This window comes from Olivibacter sitiensis DSM 17696 (assembly GCF_000427965.1).
GTDB classification, from domain to species: domain Bacteria; phylum Bacteroidota; class Bacteroidia; order Sphingobacteriales; family Sphingobacteriaceae; genus Olivibacter; species Olivibacter sitiensis.
The window spans coordinates 16,917-37,288 of record NZ_ATZA01000033.1 but is presented as its reverse complement, the minus strand read 5'-3'; the positions used below and the strand labels follow the sequence as shown (position 1 = coordinate 37,288).

The following is a 20,372-nucleotide window of genomic DNA, read 5'->3' as shown; positions in this document are numbered from 1 at the left end:
AGCATACAATAAGTTTTTAATTATAGCATTATAATACAAAAGCTTTTTATTTTAACCACGTAAGATACTAATGAATACTTCTATAACTAAAATCTGTTCCTTATATTGTTTATTTATATTTTTTAACATTTTAGTCATACACGACTGCTTTTCACAGACACCTTATCGCTTCAAAACCGTGGTGATAGATGCGGGTCACGGAGGAAAAGACGGCGCCACACACGGTCTGATCAGTAAGGAAAAGGATGTGGCCTTGCAGGTGGCTTTAGAGCTGGGGAACGCCATCAAACGCGAACTTCCAGATGTCAAGGTCATCTATACCCGCACCACGGATACCTTTATAGAATTATATGAACGTATTGGGATAGCCAATAGCAACAAGGCTGATTTATTTATTTCCATACACTGTAACTCGATGCCCTTAGTTTCTAAAAGGGTCAGAACGGGGTATACCAAAAACAAGCGTGGACAACGGGTCCCTGTGTATAAAACTGTAAAGTCCCAAAACACATCGGCATCGGGAACGGAGACTTTTGTGTCTGGATTCAACAGACTTGGAGAACAAGATGTAGCCATGCGTGAAAATGCCTCCATCCTCTTGGAGGAGAACTATAAGGAAAACTACCAAGGCTTTGATCCCAATGATCCCGAAGGAGCTCTTATCCTATCCTTGATGAAAAATGCCTATCGCGATCAAAGTATTAAGTTTGCCGATCTGGTACAACGGGAGTACGCTAAATCCAACAGGACGAACCGCGGTGTGAAAGAACAGAGTCTTGCGGTACTGGCAGCAGCAGGCATGCCCGCTGTGCTCACCGAAATCGGATTTATCAGTAACCCGGAGGAAGAACGCTACATGAACAGTGAGTCTGGCAGGAAAGAAATTGCAAACAATCTGCTCAATGCCATAAAAACATACAAAAAACAAGTGGAGAATTAAACAATTGTTAGCTTTTACTTGTTGAACCGAAGAATTGATTTGAACATTACTTGATGAAAATATCTAACGAAACCAAGGTAGGCATCATGGCAACAATAGCCATAGCTGTGCTTATAATAGGATACAGTTTCTTAAGGGGAAATGATGTATTCTCCAGCGAGAACACATTTTATGCCGTATATACGCGTGTCGATGGTCTTACGGTTTCAAAACCTGTGATGGTCAACGGTTATAGTATAGGCCGGGTGGCCGGCATGAAGCTCCGTCCCGATGGTACTATCCTCACTACTTTTAAAATCAAGGGCGATTATGCCATCCCTGCCAATACCATGGCAAGGCTGGCCAGTACGGACTTGCTGGGAGGCAAGGCCATTGTTTTTGAATTGGGAAATAGCCAAAGCTATGCCCAAGACGGGGATACTCTTAGGGCCAATATCCAACAGAACTTCCTAGATCAAGTGGAACCGGTACAAAAGAAGGCCGAGGCAGTGGTTGCTACCTTGGATTCTGTATTAAATGACATACACAGCACATTAAATCCCGGTTTCAGGAAAGATTTCAACAGAAGTATCCATAGCATTGCCAATTCGCTTAGCACCTTGGAGAACACAACCTCTCAACTTGATGAATTGGTGGGAACTCAAAAGGCAAAGGTTAGCACTATACTAGCCAATGCAGAGTCGATTTCAAATCATTTCAAGAATAATGGACCCAAGATAGACGCTATCTTCAGTAACTTAGAAGAGGTATCTGACAAGGTAGCAAGGGCCGATTTTGAGAAAACCATCAACAATGCCAACCAGGCAGTAGCCGACCTGCAGGCCATTGTTTCTAACATCAACGAAGGCAGGGGGTCATTAGGTCTTCTGCTCAATGACGAAGAGTTGTATGACAACCTCAACAAATCATCGAAAAATCTCGACCGCTTGATGATAGATCTCCGTGAAAATCCAGGACGCTACGTTCATTTCTCTATTTTTGGACGTAAGAATAATTAATGACCGTAGAGATGGATGATCATCCGTCTCTACATAATCTCGTACGTTTGTCCCTCTATGGCCAGCTTGACATTAGCAAAAACAGATTTGCTTTCTGCAAGCAAGGGATCCAAATCACGGTATCGGGAGGAAAAGTGGCCGATGAGCAAGGACTGTACATTTGCTTTCAAAGCTACTTCGCCTGCCTGGAATGCGGTGGTGTGATAGGTTTCCAGGGCCCTTGCCTGCATCTCTTGCAGAAAAGTAGCTTCGTGATAAAGCAAATTTACTCCCCGTATGGATTCAAGGTAACTCCAAGAGCACACCGTATCTGAGCAGAAAGCATATGACTTGGGCATGGGTGCAGGTACTGTCAGCTCACTGGCGGGATAGGTCAGCCCGTTTTGATCTGTATATGCCATACCACGCTTTATTTTCGAATAGAACACTTTTGGAATCCCCAGTTTTTCGACACGCTCCCTCAATATATGCGGCAAGCGCTTTTTCTCCACAAACCGAAACCCCGTACATGGGATGCGATGCTGCAAAGGAAAACTGTACACATATAGGTCATCATTTTCCAATATCAAGCTTTCCTGCAAAGGGTCTGTAGCTTCAAAATGCAAGGGGTAGCTCAAAATTGTTTCAGAAAAGCGCAGTTGAATCTGTATGATTTCCAGCAAAGGCTCAGGACCAAAAACATGGAGCGCCTCCTTGCGTCCGTTAAGGTGCATGGAGGATATGAGTCCTACAAGGCCTAGGTAATGATCACCATGCAAATGGGAAATAAACACATATTTGATGCGACTGGATTTCAGGCCGAAACGCTGTAGCTGCAGCTGCGTCCCCTCCCCACAATCTATCAGGTAAAAAATCTCATTGCTGTTGAGTATCTGAGCTGTTTGATTGCGCCCAAACGCCGGTGTGGCGGAATTGCTCCCAAGTATCGTTAACTCAAATTTCATCCAGTCAGAACTATTCCTCTACGGAACCGCGAAGCTCCTTCTCAATTTCTTCCATGAAAATAATATCCTCCGCTTCTTGCGTAGTGGGCACGTTCATTAGTACATCTTGCAATTGAGACAGGCTGATGAGCCGCCTCAGTTCCTCGTTCGCGCAACACATGACAAAAACCCCTCCCGCCGCTTTGCACAAGCGATGAGCCATTAGCGCACACCTCAAACCGGAAGAGTCCACATGTTCTATTTCAGAAAGGTCCAGCACGATATTTCGCTGCCCATCTGTATTCAGCAAAATAAACTCCGACTTTATTTGTTGGGCCTTTTCACCGTCTAATATCGTTTCCAGAGGTTTCAATACCACATAGCGGTCGTGTTTATCTATTGAAAATCTCATACCACAAACCCTTTCTTTTTTTTAATTCAATTTCTCTATTGCTCGTAGAATATTTTGTTCCACACGCTCTATTATATTGCCTATATCCGGACGCACAAACTTTTCTCCTACTATGTGTTCATATAGCTCAATATATCGCTCGGAGATAGAAAGCACCAGTTCATCGGACATTCCCGGCATTGCCTGCCCTTCTTTACCTTGAAATCCATTCTCCATAAGCCATTTACGCACAAACTCTTTAGACAATTGCCGCTGTGGCAGTCCTTTCTCCTGCAAGTCTGCATAGCCATCCGCATAAAAATAGCGGCTCGAATCTGGTGTATGGATTTCGTCGATGAGATAAATCGTATCGCCTATTTTTCCAAACTCGTATTTGGTATCGACCAAGATAAGCCCTTGCTTATTGGCAAGCTCGGTGCCGCGCTGAAAAAGTGCCTTGGTATATGCTTCCAGTTGCTCATAATCCGCCTCACTTACTATGCCCTGCTTCAAGATCTGCGCTTTGGAGATATCTTCATCATGGCCCACAGCGGCCTTTGTGGTAGGCGTAATGATGGGCTGAGGCAGCTTATCGTTTTCTTTTAAGCCATCTGGAAGCTTCTCTCCGCATACCTCCCGTTTTCCTGCCGCGTACTCGCGCCAAGCATGTCCGGAGAGATATCCCCTTATCACCATTTCTACTTTAAATGGACTTGCTATACGCCCAATGGTGACACTGGGATCTGGCACGTCGATAACCCAATTGGGTAAAATATCTTCCGTAGCTTTCAAAAAACGTGCGGCAATCTGATTGAGCACCTGCCCTTTGTAAGGTATGGCTCTTGGCAGCACTACGTCAAACGCGCTGATGCGATCGGTGACCACCATAGCCAAAAATTTATCTTCAATAGTATATACGTCTCTCACTTTTCCCTTGTAAAATGCGGTTTGCCGAGGGAATTCGAAATGCGTTTCTTTTATAACGTTCATCAAAAAACCTTTATTTATTAATCTATATCTCCGTAAGCTTCCAAAATACGTCTCACCAGCTTATGCCTTACCACATCTGCGCCACTAAGGTAAATCATATCTATGCCTTCTATATGATCCAATAACTTCAGGGCATTATGCAGGCCAGATTGCTGTTTTTTGGGCAAGTCTATCTGGGTGATATCACCGGTGATGATAAATTTGGCGGTAGGCCCCATACGTGTGAGAAACATCTTGAGCTGCATCTCGGTAGCGTTCTGCGCCTCGTCTAGTATCACAAAACAATTATCTAATGTACGCCCACGCATAAAAGCCAAGGGAGCCACCTCGATGGTTCTATTCTCTAGGTACATCCTTAGTTTCTCCACCGGGATCATATCATCCAGGGCATCGTACAGCGGACGCAGATAGGGATCTACCTTTTCTTTTAAATCTCCTGGCAGAAAACCTAAGTTCTCGCCAGCTTCCACTGCCGGCCTTGTAAGGATAATCCGTTTTACCTCCCTATTGCGCAAAGCACGCACAGCAAGTGCCACAGCAGTATAGGTCTTACCCGTACCGGCCGGGCCAATAGCGAACAATACGTCATTTTTGATAATGCTGTCCACCATCTTGCGCTGATTTGCCGTACGCGCCCGCACCACAATACCATTGGGTCCATAGACTATCGGCTCGCCACCAAACGAAGTAGAAGCTTTCTCCACGGTGCTTGCCACTCCTTGATTCACAGCGGGACTAGCATCAAGAATATGCTCTATATCATTGCTACTCAACGAATGAAACCTTTCCAAATGCTGCAATATGTTATTAAACTTCTCCTTAAACAATTGGCTTTCATCCATTTCGCCTAATACCTTCAGCTCATTTCCTCTTGCTACGAGTTTCAATTTTGGGAAGTATTTTTTGATAAGCTCAAAATGTTCATTTTGTGCTCCCCATAGCATCACAGGATCTACCTGTTCCAATTTAACTAGTAACTCGTTCAAATCTATACGGATAATTTGTTATTCTTTCATTTTTTCTCAGACCAGCAAACAAGGCCCTACCATTTTCGTTTTGTGTATCAAGGAATTCAGATATTTTGCATTGACCAAATACTAAATATTGAAAATTCGTGCTAGGTTTGCATAGCAAAACAAAGGCAAGATTACTAAAATAAAGGCACAAATAAAAGTAGCTATAACAGGCTATTTTCAACCCAGTTTAAGTGGTCAGTGACTTTCGGACGAATTGCTCTCTTATGCTTCTAAGTAAATTGCATCTGAAAGACAATTTATCTAAGTTTGTCCTTTGGGATTTGATCGTGTCAACACGAGGGGTTTAAACTGCATATGGGCATCATTACGCTTACAACAGATTTGGGATACAAGGATTTTTATCAGGCTGCCCTCAAGGGCAGCATCATCAGCCTATATCCCAATGCCCAGCTGATAGACATCTCACACAACATAGCGCCGTTCAACATACAACAGGCAGCTTTTGTATTGAAAAATGCGTATAGATTTTTCCCAGATGAGACCGTCCATCTTATTGGTATAGAATCGGTATTCAGTGAAAATGTGCGTTATGTGGCCATTAGGCATGAAAACCATTATTTCGTTGGTGCCGATAGCGGCATATTTTCACTCATCTTTGAGTGCAAACCCGATGAAATCGTGGAGCTCAATATAGTTCAGGATCTCAAATTCCTCCACTTCCCTCTTACAGATATTTTCGCTAAGGCGGCCAGCCACTTGGCACAAGGGGGCAAATTAGGCGAAATAGGTGATCCCATCGATGACATTGTATTGAAGAATGTATTGCAACCAACCATTACCGACAACACCATACGCGGGAGTGTCATATACATCGATTCGTTCGAAAACATCATCACAAACATTAGCAAGGAATTGTTCAATAAAGTGCAAAAAGGTCGTAATTTCGAACTGGCTTTTAGGAGAAATGAGACCATCAAAAATCTCAGCTGGCATTACAATGAGGTAGAGAATGGCGAAAAGCTATGTCTATTCGGCATCAGCAATCACCTTGAAATCGCCCTCAACAGAGGCAAAGCCGCGGGGCTCCTAGGCATGGGGCTTAATGATACTATACTGGTCACTTTTTTTAATAAGCGAGACTAGGATCGTGAGTTATACGTTGTACGTTATAAGTTTTAAATAGTACAAATATGGGCAATTTCATCGCAAAGGTCTTTATCTCGTTCGTACTCATCATCAGTGGTATTGGCAATGTATTTGCCCAACGCGACAGTAGTGCCTATGATATACAACGACAGAAAATAAACCAGCTACTGCAAGAAAGAAGCAGTAGATTTGGCGATTTTGATAAGAGCCTAAAGGCAAAAACAGGCATTTTTGGACTGAAAACCAAGAAAGACATGCAAGCTTCGATAGATATATTGAAGCAGATTGTACAAAACGACGAACTCATCTTTAAGGAGACGCGGGCCCTGCTGGACTTCAAGGATATCGAAAGAAAAAACATAGAAGAGCAGGTCAGCTTATCGGGCAACCGTATCAACGGCTACATCAACACCATCAGCAAACTGCAAAAAGCCAATGACGACCGGCAAACGGAGATCAATGCCCTACGCAGCGAGAACAGCATCTACCTGTTGCTGTGTGTCGGTTTGGGTACCCTAAGTTTATTACTCCTTGTACTGTTAATGAGATATAGAATAACAAGTAGCAAGAACAAAGACATCCATTGAGCTGGACGTGAAAGTCTAAAGCATTTCGTTATTTAGTCCCCTATCTGATGTCTCATATCTCACATCTGGTATCTCAAAACCAATAAATGACGTTGCAGTGATTGGCAAGAGAGATATTGTCAGTACTTTTGTCCTTTGTTAAGGACATTTGATTAATGGCAAGAGCGAGATTAAACAGCGGTGATTGTTCCCAAGATGATTTCCCGAAAGCGAAGATCAACAAAAAATCAATCAAAAACATTGGTAAATTATTGACTTATCTAAGACCTTACCGGTTAAAGTTCTTCTTTGGGTTTCTTTTCCTCGTACTTTCCAGTTTGTCACTTTTGGCTCTTCCGGCCCTCATGGGAAGCATGGTGGATGCGGCACAGGGCGAGCAGACTCTTGCTGTCATACCAAGCGATATGAAGACCATAGGAGTCGTCACCTTTTGCATACTTGCCTTCCAATCTTTTATTTCCTTTTTCAGAATCCGTCTATTCGTAGAAGTTGCCGAACGCACCTTGGCCGATATACGCAAAGACACCTATTTTAACCTCATCACCCTACCCATGGATTTTTTCGCCAACCGCAGGGTGGGTGAATTAAATAGCCGATTATCGTCTGACTTGAGTCAGATACAGGATACCATGACCACTACCTTTGCCGAGATGATCAGGCAGGGTATATTGCTTATTGGTGGTATCTGTTTCTTGTTTATCGTGTCCATTAAGCTCACCATGCTCAATCTCGCCATCTTGCCTGTTGTAGTTGTTGTAGCGGCTTTTTTCGGTCGTTTTATCCGCAATCTAAGCCGAAAGGCACAGGATAAACTTGCCGAGTCCAATACCATTGTTCAAGAGACCTTGCAAGGCATTAGCAATGTAAAGGCTTTTGTCAACGAGGCCTATGAGGCCAAACGATACGCCAATTCCTTACAGTCCGTGGTTAATCTGGCTTTAAAAGGAGCAAGTTATCGTGGCTTATTTGCCAGCTTTATTTTGTTTTGCATATTTGGTGCCGTCGTGGCCGTCATCTGGTACGGTGCTTCGCTCATTGCAACAGGCGAGCTAACGGTGGGCAGCCTTACGACCTATATCATCTCTTCCTTGTTTGTAGCGGGCTCTATGGGCAGTTTCCCCGAGCTCTATGCCACCGTACAAAAAACCGTGGGTGCTACTGAGCGTGTCGTTGAAATATTGGAAGAAAAACGGGAAGATGTATCCATCGTGGCCGAAGATAATCAAGTAAAAGAACACATTGCAGGCCAATTGCGCTTTGAACATGTCGGTTTTTCCTATCCTTCGAGAAAAGAGGTGCCCGTGCTGCAAGATATCTCCTTTGACCTAGATGCAGGAGAAAAAGTGGCCATCGTAGGCCCGAGTGGCACCGGAAAATCTACTTTAGCCTCTTTAATACTCCGCTTTTACGACCCGACGGCAGGCCAGATCTATTTTGACGAGCGTCCAGCTCTCTCTTTTAAATTGACTGACATTCGCAACCAAGTGGCCATTGTACCGCAAGATGTATTGCTATTTGGTGGTTCCATCAAAGAAAATATCGCTTATGGCAAACTGGGTGCCTCAGACGAAGAAATAATAGAAGCGGCAAGCAAAGCTAATGCCCATCATTTTATAGAGGCTTTTCCCGAAGGCTATGACACCATGGTAGGTGAACGTGGCGTCAAACTCTCCGGTGGCCAACGCCAACGTATTGCCATAGCAAGGGCCCTTCTGAAAGACCCCGCCATACTGATCTTGGACGAAGCTACCTCCTCTCTCGATTCAGAGTCCGAACGTCTGGTGCAACAGGCGCTGGAATCACTCATGAAAGGCCGCACCTCCATCATCATAGCACATAGGCTATCCACCATACGCGAAGCAGATAAAATCATTGTCATAGATGCAGGACGCGTGGTGGAATGTGGTACGCACAATGAACTGCTACTCAATGAGAATGGCCTTTACAGATACCTTTGCGGCCTACAACAGGAGCAGAAAGTCGTGTGAAGAACATTTCTAATTCCCCCCAAATTTCCTTATTTTGCAGCTAATGGCAGTAGTTTGTTTACTGCCCAAGATATTATACCATGATAAAATTGACAACATGGGGTGCCGCTCAGCAGGTTACCGGCAGCATGCATCTCTTGGAAATAGACGGCTATAAAATATTAGTCGATTGTGGCCTAGACTACGAGCATGGCAACAATGATATGCTGAAAAACGAGGATTTTCCCTTCAGCCCTACCGATATCGACCTCGTTGTGTTGACGCATGCCCATATCGATCATTCGGGCAATATCCCCACACTGGTGCGGAAAGGTTTTGCAGGACAAGTGCTTTGCACAGCCCCTACGGCAAGATTGGGCGAATTGCTTATGCTGGACTCGGTCAATATTTTTATGAGAAAGGAAAGAAGAAAGGTAAAACGAAAAAACCGTACGGTGACCTTTCACAACCCTCCTCTCTACCTCCAAAAGCACGTAATGGAAACAGCGGACCGTTTTGTGACCATTGCTTTCAAAAAACCGTTTCATATAAAGGACGGTATCCAAGTGACATTTATTCCCGTTGGGCACCTTTTGGGCGCAGCAGCCGTCGTATTTGAAATAGAAGATGAGGGCAAGACCAAACGCATTGCCTTCACGGGCGATATAGGCCGTAAGGGCTACCCAATCTTACAAGACCCCGAACCTATTCCACAGGTCGACTATCTTATCAGCGAATCGACCTACGGAGGACGTTGGCATAGCGACCAAAATCTGGAAGAGGTCTTGCTAAAGGCCATTGAGGAGACCTGTATCAAAACACGGGGAAAATTAATTATCCCAGCTTTCAGTATTGGTCGCACACAAGCCCTCGTATATAGCCTCAATCGCATTTTCAGTAAAGGGCTGTTGCCCATGGTCAAGATCTTTGTAGACAGTCCTTTGGCCAACTACGCCACCGAGGTTTACCGAAGATTCAATTCCCTACTGAATCAAGAGGCCCAGGAATTTTATGCTCGGGAGGGCGACCAATTCAGCTTCGATAACCTGAGGTATGTGGAAGACCTGCAGGAAAGTCAGGAAATCTCCAATTATTACGAGCCTTGTATTATTATCTCCTCTGCAGGGATGCTGGAGGGTGGACGTATACAGGATCACTTATATAACAATATCCAGAATTACTATTGTACCATCCTCTTCATAGGTTACTGTGCGCCGGGAACTTTGGGCAATCGCTTACTACGTGGCGATCCCATCGTGAAACTACGTCATCGCGATCTTTCGGTCTTCGCCAAGATACAGCGCACCGATGCGTTGAGTGGACATGGCGACCATAATGACCTGGTCAATAACGTACTGCAACAAGACAACAATAAGCTCAAAAACGTATTTTTGGTGCATGGCGAACCCATAAGCATGGAAGCGCTAAAAAACGACCTCGAAGAAAAGGGTTACCGAGTGGAAATCCCAATGAAAGGGCAAACTTTTGTATTGGGATAACCCCGTTGAAACATAGCAAAAAAAGCCGCGTTAAAATTTTATAAATTCTTTGGCGCAAAGAACGGATTTCTTATCTCCAAAAACAGCGCATTGTTCTTCCAATGCGCTGTTTTAATTTGGTTTTTAAAGATATATACCTTAGGCTGGCACCTTGCGCTTGGTCTCCCTTTCCCAAACACGGTGCTGTGAAATGGCCTTGATAAAGTGCTTTGCCAATGTACCCAAATCGTTCTGCTGAACGATAAGTCCCGGATCTTCTTTGGCATTTGCCAATGAAGTAGCAGACAGAAAGTCCTTAGCATCGCCGCTCAAGGCAATGGCCTTGCAATGCCTATAGGCCTCATTAACAAACAACAGGGCGTCGGGTTCGGCTTTCAGGCTTTCTATACTCGACTTGCCCCCTGGAATAAACACCGCATCGAACAAAACAGAGCTGGCGGTAAGGAAACTATGCTTTGCTGTTGTCGTCCCCTCACTGAGTGGAATGTCGCCTATTCTGGGTGCTATGACTTCCACTACAGCACCCGCCTCTTCCAATGCCTTTTTGACAGTAGTCAGCTCATCTGCATCGGCTCCATTGGCTAGGAGAAAAGCGATCTTCCGCGTGGCAATACTATCTTTTATCGTATTGGCCATGCTCAATGCAGGTGAAGTGGCCGATTTCTGCTTCACCTGTCTTGGCTCGTACTTTGATTTATCAGCATCGGCCGGAATACCTTCGTTTATTGGCTTTTCTAGTTCTTCGGGCACTTCCATACCCAGGTAAGAGGCCACTGCTGTCGCCAAACTCTTGTCTATGGCAGATAGCAAGCCCAGTACACGCTTGCGGATATGTGGGTAGTTGACCTTGCTTAACTCAAAACTATAGGCCTCTATGATGTGCTGCTGCTCGTATGCCGATTGGCTGTTGTAAAACAGGGTGGCCTGACTAAAGTGATCACTGAAACTTTCGCTGCGATCCCTTACCTTATTGGCATCGATACGCTCGGGATAGGAAGAAAAACCACCATCGGCAATCATTGCCTGATAGGGACAACCACCGCCAAGGCTATTGGGTTGGTAGCTGGTCACTCCTTTATTGATCGTTTGCCTCATATGTCCATCTCGCTGGTTATTATGTACCGGGGCAATGGATCTATTGATGGGTATTTCGTGAAAGTTTGGGCTGCCAAGCCGACTGAGCTGCGTATCCGTATAGCTGAACAACCGGCCTTGCAACAATGGATCGTTTGTGAAATCGATGCCCGGTACCACATGTCCCGGATGGAAAGCCACCTGCTCGGTCTCGGCAAAGAAGTTGTCTGGATTTCGGTTCAGTGTCAGCTTCCCTACTTTTTGTACTGGCACCAGTTCTTCGGGGACTATCTTGGTGGGGTCTAGCAGATCGAAAGGAAATTTATGCTCATCGGCCTCGTCTATCAATTGCACGCCAAGTTCCCATTCCGGAAAATCACCGCTTTCAATGGCTTCCCACAGGTCGCGACGGTGAAAATCGGGATCCCTTCCAGATATTTTCTGAGCCTCGTCCCAAGCCACGGAATGCATGCCAAGCAAGGGTTTCCAGTGAAACTTCACGAAGGTGCTTTTCCCTTCTTCGTTCACCAGCCTAAAGGTATGCACGCCAAAACCCTCCATCATGCGAAAGCTGCGCGGGATGGCCCTGTCAGACATGGTCCACAGTACCATATGGGCAGACTCTGGCATGAGCGATACAAAGTCCCAAAAAGTGTCATGAGCAGAGGCCGCCTGGGGAATCTCGTTGTGCGGCTCGGGTTTCACGGCGTGGATAAGATCTGGAAATTTCATTGCATCCTGAATAAAGAATACAGGAATATTATTGCCTACCAGGTCGAACACCCCTTCGTCTGTATAAAACTTTACGGCAAATCCGCGCACATCCCTGGCTAGGTCAGTAGACCCACGCGAGCCCGCCACAGTAGAAAACCGTACAAATACCGACGTCTCCCTGGCGGTATCCGTCAGAAAACCGGCCTTCGTATACTTGGAAAGCGAATCGTATAGCTTAAATACGCCATGTGCCCCTGCACCGCGCGCATGTACGATGCGCTCTGGTATGCGTTCATGGTCAAAATGGGTAATCTTCTCCCGGAGGATAAAATCCTCCAACAGCGATGGCCCCCTTTCACCAGCCTTCAGCGAGTTTTGATTGTCGTTGACCCTCACTCCCTGGTTGGTGGTCAAGAACTGATCCTTACCGTCCTCGGTGTGCGCCAATAGCTTGTCCTCCTTGCTATTGCCTTTTTTCTGTGAATTTTTCTTAGTCATGGTGTTTTTATAGATAGATGTATGAAAAATAGATGGTGCGCCTTATGGTATATTTTCGCCTACTCTAAGGTAAATATGGCTAGACGAAATATAATCAGCTTACACAAGCAACATGGCTGAAATTGAATTGTTTTCTGAAATCCCAAGATGAAGAGACTATTTTTGTTCAGCCCAGCTTTTGATGTATACCGACTACCTAAAAGACCACACCAAACCCAACACTACATAAAAGGACCTGTCTTTAAAAGTCATATAAACCATTTTTGCAAAAAAATCAATCTATACAAAACTGCTTTGGTAAGAATAAAAATTGCCCAACCATTAACACTTCGTTCAATTTTCCAGCTCTTTTATTTCCATATTTTTATTTAGTTTTGCTAAAACGTTTTATTTTTCATGGAAATAAAATAAAACCAATTTATATCTAAAATTATTGAACGATCAAAACCAGAAAAAACTCGAATGAAAAAAACGAAAGAAATCTGTTTACGTGGCCTAGCCTTTATTAGTTTCACGCTATTGGTTCACTTATCGGGTTATGGACAAAGCAAGAAGGAAGCGGTAGATTATGTAAATTCCTACATTGGCAACATCAGCCATTTATTGGTTCCCACCTACCCTACTGTGCACTTGCCCAACAGTATGTTGCGCGTGTATCCAGAACGGGATGATTTCACGGGCAACAAGCTGAAGGGTCTGCCTCTTATAGTGACCAGCCATAGGGGAAAATCGGCTTTCAAGCTAAGTCCTTATCAGGGCGCCGCGGAACAACTCCCCTCCTTCGTGGCTTATGGCTATGACAATGAGGTGGCCAAGCCCTATTATTATAGCGTAGACCTAGACGACTACGGCATTGGCGTGAGGTATGCCCCTTCCCATCAATCGGCCATATATGAATTGCAATTCACCGATGAGCAGGCTCCCATACTACTTTTAAGCTCAGGCGACGGTAAACTTCAGGCAAAGGGCAATAGCATCAGCGGTTATCAGGGTATAGGCAACAATACCAAGGTATACATCTACGTAGAAACGGAGGCCACGCCATCGGCAAGTGGCGCATTGGAAAATGGAACAATAAATACCCAGTCGAACATTGTGGAAGGCAAGGATGCCGCCCTCGTGCTGCAATTTGCCCCAAACACAAAAAAACTAAGGGTGAGATACGGCATCAGTTTCATCAGCGAGCAACAGGCAGAGAAGAACCTGAAAAGGGAAATCAAGGACTATGAACTGGACAAAATAGCCGAACAAGGAAGAAATACCTGGAACCAGACCCTTGGCAAAATAGCCATCGATGGGGATGACGATAATCAAAAGACCGTTTTTTACACCTCGCTCTACCGCACCTACGAACGTATGATATGCATTTCCGAAGATGGAAAATATTTCAGTGCTTTTGACGGCACAGTGCATGACGACAATGGCATACCGTTCTACACGGACGACTGGATTTGGGACACTTATCGCGCCACGCATCCCTTGCGTGTCATCATGGAACCGGAGATGGAAACGCATATGATCAGCTCCTTCATCCGCATGGCCGAGCAAATGGACCACTTCTGGATGCCCACATTTCCCGAAGTCAATGGCGATAGCCGCCGCATGAACTCCAACCATGGCGTGGCCACCGTTATAGATGCTTATAACAAAGGGCTAAGAGGTTTTGACCTCGAGAAGGCCTATGAAGCCTGTAAGGCGGGCATAACGGAAAAAACACTGGCTCCGTGGTCTGGTAAAAAAGCAGGGGTGCTCGACGAGTTCTTCAAGGAAAACGGCTATTTCCCGGCTTTGCCGCCAGGCGCCGAGGAAACCGTGCCTGAAGTGCATTCATGGGAAAAAAGACAACCTATAGCAGTTACGCTGGGGACGGTCTATGACGAATGGTGCCTGGCACAGATAGCCAAGGAATTGGGTAAAACAGACGATTACAATTACTTTCTGAATCGGAGCCTCAATTACCATAAGGTATTTAACGAAGAAACTAAGTTCTTTCACCCAAAGGACAAGGACGGCAACTTCATCCAACCCTTTGACTACCGCTATTCGAGCGGTATCGGTGCCCGTGAAGCCTATGATGAAAACAATGGCTGGGTATACCGCTGGGACGTGCAGCACAACATTGCCGACCTGGTGAAAATGATGGGCGGCAAGCAATCTTTTGTCGATGAGCTGGAAAAGATGTACGACACGCCATTGGGCAAGGGCAAACCAGACTTCTACCACCAATTTGGTGATCATACGGGCAATGTAGGTCAATTTTCCATGGCCAACGAGCCGAGCTTGCACATCCCCTACTTGTACAACTATGCCGGCCAACCCTGGAGAACGCAAAAACGCATACGCACGCTATTGAAACAGTGGTTCAGGAACGACCTCATGGGCATACCCGGCGATGAAGATGGAGGCGGCATGACGGCTTTCGTGGTATTCTCCCAGTTGGGTCTGTATCCCGTGACACCGGGTCTGCCTATGTATGTCATTGGCAGTCCTACGTTCAAAAATGCCAAACTTCATATGGGCAATGGCAAAACCTTCGAGATTGTATGTCATGAGTATGATCCGGAAAACAAGTTCATACAGTCGGCCAAATTGAACGGGAAGGACTGGAACAAATCATGGATCAGCCATGAGGATCTCAGCAAGGGCGGTAAACTGGAATTTGTGATGGGCAAGCATCCCAATAAAAACTGGGGAGCAAAAGATGATGCTTTACCCCCATCTTTTGCTTTTCCGCAGCAATAGACAATAAAAGTCCGCCCATAAAAGGGGCCAATGTTTTCAACGCATTGAAAACATTGGCCCCTTTTCTCTTGTTCTTTTCCCTATAGCAATTAAGAACACGTATTATGAAAATCAAGAAAAACATATTCAAGGCTATCGTGAGCCTCAACAATAAGATACTGCCGAGCCTCATCCACAAGGACCCAGCAAAGCTAACCAAGACGGAAAAAGCCATTTTGGGTTATCGGTACTGGACTTTGAAGAATTCAAAGTAAGTAAATCCTTCCATAGTAAATAAGCAAGGAAGTAACAACTACTTTTGGTATTTTAATGGCGTCGGAAGAATTAAAAACCACTTCTTATAGTAAAGCGAATGCCCGACCCGTCTATGTTGGGATGATCAAGATAAGACAAGCGACGCACATACTCTATCCGCAACAATTTAAAAATGTTCTCAATACCTATGCTCCATTCCATATAGGGCTTTTTGCCCATCTCAAATGTCGCCGGTACATTATTCGAATAGGTCGGAAAACGAAATACTTCGGGATTATACTCAGGCAGGTTTTCATTGCGGAGGCCACCATAAAGCACGCTAAGCTGAGAAGTTTCCCTCCATTTCAAACGGCTCAACAATGGAATCTTATTAAATACAAATCCAAGCATGCGATACCTGACGGTCATCTTGATAAATTGGTCGTTTACAAATTCCATGCTGTTCATCAGATCGAAGGCATCTGGCACCGTAAGGTAAGTCTGGTTGGCCGTTGGAATATCCAGCAGTGGAAAAGGCAAAGCCCCGAATATATAACCGGCACCTAGGTTTACATCTGCCAATCCAAGCTGGGACAGCCAAAAGCGCTTGGAAACGTTGAAGCGCAAGGCGTGGTAGTTGTATTCGCCTCCCAATAAACCCTTAATCCCCATATTATAACTGAAGGTAAAGATGGGATGCTTGTTGGTAAGGTATTTCCTATCCAGCTTTTGTTGAAAAAATTCCTCATAAGGAGCCCATCGCAGCAAAACCCCCAATTCAGAGGTCTTCACCGCCCGCAAGGTATCATTTGTGTTGGCTGCAGAGAAGAAATGGATATTCCCGGCGGGCCGCTGCTTATGCGCGCTATAATGCGTTTGCAGCATCCAATGGTTGCCAAATTCGACGACATGGCCCAGGTTGAATACCGTATTGTACAGCCAATAATCTTGGTTGCCCCTACGAAACGACCTCAAGAATTCGTCCTTGTGGTTAAATCCGAGCTTCTCGCCAGGTTGGTTCACTTCTTTCTGCAAGGATACTTGTAGGTAATGACTCGGATATCGTCCCACTTCGCGCCGGTTCAGCGTATAGGCACCTCCAGCATAATACTTAAATTGCCTGTCTCCAAAGCCATAGGCCATATATCCTTCCAAATAATACTTATCGGAAAGCTCCGGCGTAATGCGCCCACCCAAACGAATACGCGTACCTTCCTGTTGATTGTGGTGGACGATACGCCCAAAAGGACCAAATTCAACTGGTCCTTGGTACCAATATCCTTTAGTGGCCAGGTAGCCTAGCCGCAAGGTACGGATAAAGGATGGGCTGCTGCTCAGGCTATCTATATTGGAATAGGTGTTGGCCTCGGCCGTAGACAGGGGAATAGGCCGTCGTCTCGCCCACTCTGCCTCGCTCAAGGTATCCTTTTTTGCATCGTAGGACATATATGCTTTGTACTTCAGTTCTGGGGGAACGTCCCCTTTCGTATCGTAGTCGCTATAGATCACATTCAGCTGCCCTACTACCCCTCCTTTTTCTTTCCCTACACTCATCACGGTCGTAATTTCACACGATTCTGGCAGGTAAGCTCCTTCCTGCTGTCCAAAACGCTGAAAAATACGGATCGACTTAAGCCAGTTTACGTTGACTTTGTCATCTACCGATAAATCGGCCTGTCCAATAGCATAATTGCCATCCATAGAGACGTGGAGCTTGCCCGAAAACAGGCGGTCTTTATCATTTCGAGGCAGGAAAGTTACCTCCACAAAACCTGCCCCGTTTACATCAACAGTATCGGTCACATAGTAGTTGTAAAAGAGCAAGGCGCTTTCGGCAATGGGGCTCAGAAATGGACGACCGAGAATCAGTATATCGTTGTCATAGATATCCACTTCCTTGTTCAGAAAATCAAAATAGGTATTCAAGTTTTCATTGTTCACATAACGTTCGTCCAGCTTGGTCTTTTGTTCAGCTGTGACCAGCGTCCGATTGATCTTGGGAAACCGGCCCTTGAAATGTAGCGCAAAAGACTCCCCGAGGTAAACGGGAACCAGGGCCCTGCCCGGAACCGATACGGTATCTACATTTTCCAGAGCAAAGCGGTATCCCTTACTGAGCGAACTATTGGCCAAAACCCGGGGAATATCCGCAAATGCGATCATCAGCTTTTCATAGGTTTGAAACGAGATAGCGTCAAATCTCAACATCCTGTTCTGCTTTTTGCGACCTATCACCTTACGTATAAGCTCGGCCGCCGAGCGATCGTGTTTAGGAATAGGGCGCTTAGTCCCTATCTCCACTTCATGAAGCTGGTTTATATTTTGCTCCAGTTGCACGTTGACCTCTACAACGCTTCCTTCCGGCAACGATTTAGTAACAGACCTAAATCCCAATGCCGTGAACTGAAGCGTGCCCGTAGAAACGCCGGTCGATATCGCGTAGTAGCCTGCACTGTCCGTAGCGGCACCTATGGAGGTATGCAGCATGCGTACCGTCACCGCAGAAACGCCTTTTCCGGTTATGGCATCGGTCACGCGTCCCGTAATTCTAACCTGGGCAAAAGATAGGGATGTAGCCATTGCTGTACCCATAAGCACCAAAAACGAGAAACGAAGCAATTTTCTGTTTTTAAGGACCGACATCGTTTTCAATAGCTATGATTCTCTAATGATACCACCTCCCCACCACCTATTTTTTCGCTTTACATCCCATTAAGCAATGAAGAAGCAAGATAGGTAATGATTTATCAAATTTAGACAATAAAAATAGACAAATAAAACAGATAATGATACTGGATGTGGCAAAAGAGAGCTCTTTGCTATATTTCTTCCATTTTTCTACTGAACAATTCGTGCAATTTGTTTTTGTAGTTCCTGCCTATTGGGATAGTGACCTTACCCAAGGAAATATTATTGCCTCGCTTGGAAGATATCCGGTTCAAGTTTACTATATAGGATTTATGCGCCCTGACAAAATCTGCTTCCGGAAGCTTTTGCTCCATATAACCGATACGCTGATAGGTGATAATCGTCTTTTTTTCAGTGACAATCCTGATGTAGTCCTTAATGCTTTCAATATAAATAATGTCTGCCAAGAAAATCTTGACCATTTCTTTGTTGACATTGAAATACATGTATGGAGCATCGGGTATTGTCTCTTCTATTTTACTAGTTTCTAGATCAATATTGAGAGACATGAATTTTCTATATTTGGAAATAGCTCGCAAAAAACGGTCAAAACGATAGGGTTTCAACAGAAAGTCAAGCGTATCCAGATCGAAACACTCGGCCGCGTAATCCCTGAAAGCTGTGGTGACGATAATCTGTGGCTTCACGGCGAGCGACCTCAGCAGTTCGAGCCCATTTAAATGGGGCATTTGGATGTCTATAAACAATAGATCTACCTGATATTGTTGAATATAGCCAAACGCATCCAATGGATTGGTCGTATAATAGCGTAGATCCAATGCAGGCACTTTGGAAATATAGGATACCAACAGCTCCAGAGCAGGTGGTTCATCATCAATAGCGATACATCTGATAAGGCTTTGCGCGTTCATACTACTATATTTGGAAGTTCTAGAATGACCAAAAAAGCACCCTCACTTTTCAGGAAATCGATTTTATGCGACCCGTCGTAGAGTATCTCTAAGCGTCGCTTTACGTTCTGGAGACCTATACCCGATCGTTTATCAGCCGTGGTATTAGCCCCTGTTGGGCAACTGTTTTCGATCGTTAGCTTCAGCCTATCTTGTCTTACTGCAACATCTACCCGAATCCAAGACGCGCTTTTCTCCTTTGCCACGCCATGCTTAAATGCATTTTCGATGAATGGCAAAATGAGCATTGGACTGATATGAAAGCCAGTAATAGGCGTTAATGTATTTACGGAAATATCCAGTCTGTTGGCACATCGAATCTTCTCCAGTTCCATATAATTTTTGATATATTCCAATTCAGTCTCCAAGGCCACGGTATGTTGCTTGGAAGAATAGAGGTTGTAGTCCAAGAACGTGGATAGGCCGTGTATGAGGCTTGGAGTTGCTGGATTTTGCTGAATAGAGAAGGAGTATATATTATTCAGCGTGTTGAAGATAAAGTGCGGATGTACCTGCATCTTCAAAAGCTCCAGTTCCGACCTGATGTTTTCCTTTTGCAAGCTTTCGGTAAGCTTTTGTTGTTCAAAATAGGCCCTAAAGAAGTGAATCAGCGAATAAAGTGCGACGATAAGGCACATATTGACCATATCGATAATCATCTTGGGCAAATAAAAGAAAGGTTGCACCAACAGTTCGGGATAATAACGTGGATAGGTATAGCCATAATAAAACCACCGCCTCAGTACCAAGGCAATGAGTATGGTCAATACCAAACATATCCAGAACAGTTCCTTCCTACCCCTCATATAAAACCTGTTAAAATAAAGATGCACGATGAGCAGTCCGGTAAGCATGGTAATGGGCACCATAACGCTGGCCCAAAGCAGATATCTTGCATATTCGTCGCTCATAGAGGCTTGCGTCAACCATTCGTAGAGGAAGTACAACGACCAGAACGCAACGACAAATGAATATTGAGAACTGAAACATTTATAGGTAGAGTCGGTATTCATAATTGGCTTTTGCTTACAAATTTAGGAATCAATCAGTTATATACAGAAATTTTAGACCAATAACCTTTTATTCACGACAA

The 20,372-nt window shown here is 44.9% G+C and carries 16 protein-coding genes; 8 read left to right on the top strand and 8 right to left on the bottom strand.

The annotated features are described in order from the left end of the window. Positions 1–70 precede the first annotated feature (70 nt). Both A37S_RS0115940 and A37S_RS0115935 read left to right on the top strand, forming a co-directional pair. Positions 71–940: an N-acetylmuramoyl-L-alanine amidase family protein gene (locus A37S_RS0115940; protein ID WP_028297853.1), complete on the top strand. Its 870-nt coding sequence runs from the start codon at positions 71–73 to the stop codon at positions 938–940. A 53-nt stretch (positions 941–993) separates the two neighbouring features. After that, positions 994–1,938, top strand: a complete 945-nt coding sequence (locus A37S_RS0115935; RefSeq protein WP_028297852.1) for an MlaD family protein — start codon at positions 994–996, stop codon at positions 1,936–1,938. A 29-nt stretch (positions 1,939–1,967) separates the two neighbouring features. Here the strand turns inward: A37S_RS0115935 and A37S_RS0115930 are convergent, their stop codons facing one another. Genes A37S_RS0115930 through A37S_RS0115915 form a run of 4 tightly spaced genes read right to left on the bottom strand, consistent with a single transcriptional unit; the run spans position 1,968 to position 5,228 of the window. Further along, positions 1,968–2,882, bottom strand: a complete 915-nt coding sequence (locus tag A37S_RS0115930) for a ribonuclease Z (RefSeq protein ID WP_028297851.1) — start codon at positions 2,880–2,882, stop codon at positions 1,968–1,970. A 10-nt stretch (positions 2,883–2,892) separates the two neighbouring features. Next, positions 2,893–3,273, bottom strand: a complete 381-nt coding sequence (locus tag A37S_RS0115925; RefSeq protein WP_028297850.1) for an STAS domain-containing protein — start codon at positions 3,271–3,273, stop codon at positions 2,893–2,895. A 21-nt stretch (positions 3,274–3,294) separates the two neighbouring features. Continuing rightward, on the bottom strand, positions 3,295–4,242 hold the full coding sequence (locus tag A37S_RS0115920) for a phosphoribosylaminoimidazolesuccinocarboxamide synthase (protein ID WP_028297849.1): 948 nt from the start codon (positions 4,240–4,242) through the stop codon (positions 3,295–3,297). A gap of 17 nt (positions 4,243–4,259) precedes the next feature. Beyond that, on the bottom strand, positions 4,260–5,228 hold the full coding sequence (locus tag A37S_RS0115915; protein ID WP_028297848.1) for a PhoH family protein: 969 nt from the start codon (positions 5,226–5,228) through the stop codon (positions 4,260–4,262). A 345-nt stretch (positions 5,229–5,573) separates the two neighbouring features. On the opposite strand from A37S_RS0115915, the gene A37S_RS0115910 reads away from it, so the two are divergent. From A37S_RS0115910 to A37S_RS0115895, 4 genes are all read left to right on the top strand, one after another. After that, entirely contained in the window at positions 5,574–6,362 is a 789-nt protein-coding gene (locus A37S_RS0115910) for an SAM hydrolase/SAM-dependent halogenase family protein (RefSeq protein WP_028297847.1), read from the top strand. Positions 6,363–6,409: 47 nt separating this feature from the next. Next, positions 6,410–6,952 carry a hypothetical protein gene (locus tag A37S_RS24965; RefSeq protein WP_051293233.1) on the top strand — a complete coding sequence of 181 codons (543 nt, stop codon included), beginning with the start codon at positions 6,410–6,412 and terminating at the stop codon, positions 6,950–6,952. Positions 6,953–7,107: 155 nt separating this feature from the next. After that, a complete protein-coding gene (locus A37S_RS0115900; protein ID WP_028297846.1) occupies positions 7,108–8,940 on the top strand; it encodes an ABC transporter ATP-binding protein in 1,833 nt (610 codons plus the stop codon). Between the two features lie 83 nt (positions 8,941–9,023). After that, positions 9,024–10,418: an MBL fold metallo-hydrolase gene (locus tag A37S_RS0115895; protein ID WP_028297845.1), complete on the top strand. Its 1,395-nt coding sequence runs from the start codon at positions 9,024–9,026 to the stop codon at positions 10,416–10,418. A gap of 138 nt (positions 10,419–10,556) precedes the next feature. On the opposite strand, the gene katE is transcribed toward A37S_RS0115895, so the two are convergent. Beyond that, the gene (katE, locus tag A37S_RS0115890) at positions 10,557–12,704 is read right to left on the bottom strand and encodes a catalase HPII (protein ID WP_028297844.1); all 2,148 of its coding nucleotides are present in this window, start codon (positions 12,702–12,704) and stop codon (positions 10,557–10,559) included. A gap of 462 nt (positions 12,705–13,166) precedes the next feature. Between katE and A37S_RS24960 the strand changes: the two genes are divergently transcribed. After that, positions 13,167–15,446: a GH92 family glycosyl hydrolase gene (locus A37S_RS24960; RefSeq protein ID WP_036602824.1), complete on the top strand. Its 2,280-nt coding sequence runs from the start codon at positions 13,167–13,169 to the stop codon at positions 15,444–15,446. A gap of 104 nt (positions 15,447–15,550) precedes the next feature. Beyond that, a complete protein-coding gene (locus tag A37S_RS27140; RefSeq protein ID WP_157278719.1) occupies positions 15,551–15,700 on the top strand; it encodes a hypothetical protein in 150 nt (49 codons plus the stop codon). A 70-nt stretch (positions 15,701–15,770) separates the two neighbouring features. Here A37S_RS27140 and A37S_RS0115875 read toward each other — a convergent pair whose 3' ends face one another. The 3 genes from A37S_RS0115875 to A37S_RS0115865 form a co-directional block, all read right to left on the bottom strand. Beyond that, complete coding sequence (locus A37S_RS0115875) at positions 15,771–18,323, bottom strand: DUF5686 and carboxypeptidase-like regulatory domain-containing protein (protein WP_028297843.1); 2,553 nt, start codon at positions 18,321–18,323, stop codon at positions 15,771–15,773. Between the two features lie 176 nt (positions 18,324–18,499). After that, positions 18,500–19,240 carry a LytR/AlgR family response regulator transcription factor gene (locus tag A37S_RS0115870; RefSeq protein ID WP_028297842.1) on the bottom strand — a complete coding sequence of 247 codons (741 nt, stop codon included), beginning with the start codon at positions 19,238–19,240 and terminating at the stop codon, positions 18,500–18,502. After that, on the bottom strand, positions 19,237–20,292 hold the full coding sequence (locus tag A37S_RS0115865) for a sensor histidine kinase (protein ID WP_036602819.1): 1,056 nt from the start codon (positions 20,290–20,292) through the stop codon (positions 19,237–19,239). Before A37S_RS0115865 ends, A37S_RS0115870 begins: the two co-directional genes overlap by 4 nt. Positions 20,293–20,372: the final 80 nt, after the last annotated feature.

Bases quoted from the DNA above. Each gene is read 5' to 3' on its own strand.
- A37S_RS0115925 (WP_028297850.1), bottom strand. From the start codon at position 3,273: ATGAGATTTTCAATAGATAAACACGACCGCTATGTGGTATTGAAACCT.
- A37S_RS0115875 (WP_028297843.1), bottom strand. From the start codon at position 18,323: ATGTCGGTCCTTAAAAACAGAAAATTGCTTCGTTTCTCGTTTTTGGTG.
- A37S_RS0115870 (WP_028297842.1), bottom strand. From the start codon at position 19,240: ATGAACGCGCAAAGCCTTATCAGATGTATCGCTATTGATGATGAACCA.
- A37S_RS0115920 (WP_028297849.1), bottom strand. From the start codon at position 4,242: ATGAACGTTATAAAAGAAACGCATTTCGAATTCCCTCGGCAAACCGCA.
- A37S_RS27140 (WP_157278719.1), top strand. From the start codon at position 15,551: ATGAAAATCAAGAAAAACATATTCAAGGCTATCGTGAGCCTCAACAAT.
- A37S_RS0115940 (WP_028297853.1), top strand. From the start codon at position 71: ATGAATACTTCTATAACTAAAATCTGTTCCTTATATTGTTTATTTATA.
- A37S_RS0115930 (WP_028297851.1), bottom strand. From the start codon at position 2,882: ATGAAATTTGAGTTAACGATACTTGGGAGCAATTCCGCCACACCGGCG.
- A37S_RS24965 (WP_051293233.1), top strand. From the start codon at position 6,410: ATGGGCAATTTCATCGCAAAGGTCTTTATCTCGTTCGTACTCATCATC.
- A37S_RS0115935 (WP_028297852.1), top strand. From the start codon at position 994: ATGAAAATATCTAACGAAACCAAGGTAGGCATCATGGCAACAATAGCC.
- A37S_RS0115900 (WP_028297846.1), top strand. From the start codon at position 7,108: ATGGCAAGAGCGAGATTAAACAGCGGTGATTGTTCCCAAGATGATTTC.
- A37S_RS0115865 (WP_036602819.1), bottom strand. From the start codon at position 20,292: ATGAATACCGACTCTACCTATAAATGTTTCAGTTCTCAATATTCATTT.
- A37S_RS24960 (WP_036602824.1), top strand. From the start codon at position 13,167: ATGAAAAAAACGAAAGAAATCTGTTTACGTGGCCTAGCCTTTATTAGT.
- katE (WP_028297844.1), bottom strand. From the start codon at position 12,704: ATGACTAAGAAAAATTCACAGAAAAAAGGCAATAGCAAGGAGGACAAG.
- A37S_RS0115910 (WP_028297847.1), top strand. From the start codon at position 5,574: ATGGGCATCATTACGCTTACAACAGATTTGGGATACAAGGATTTTTAT.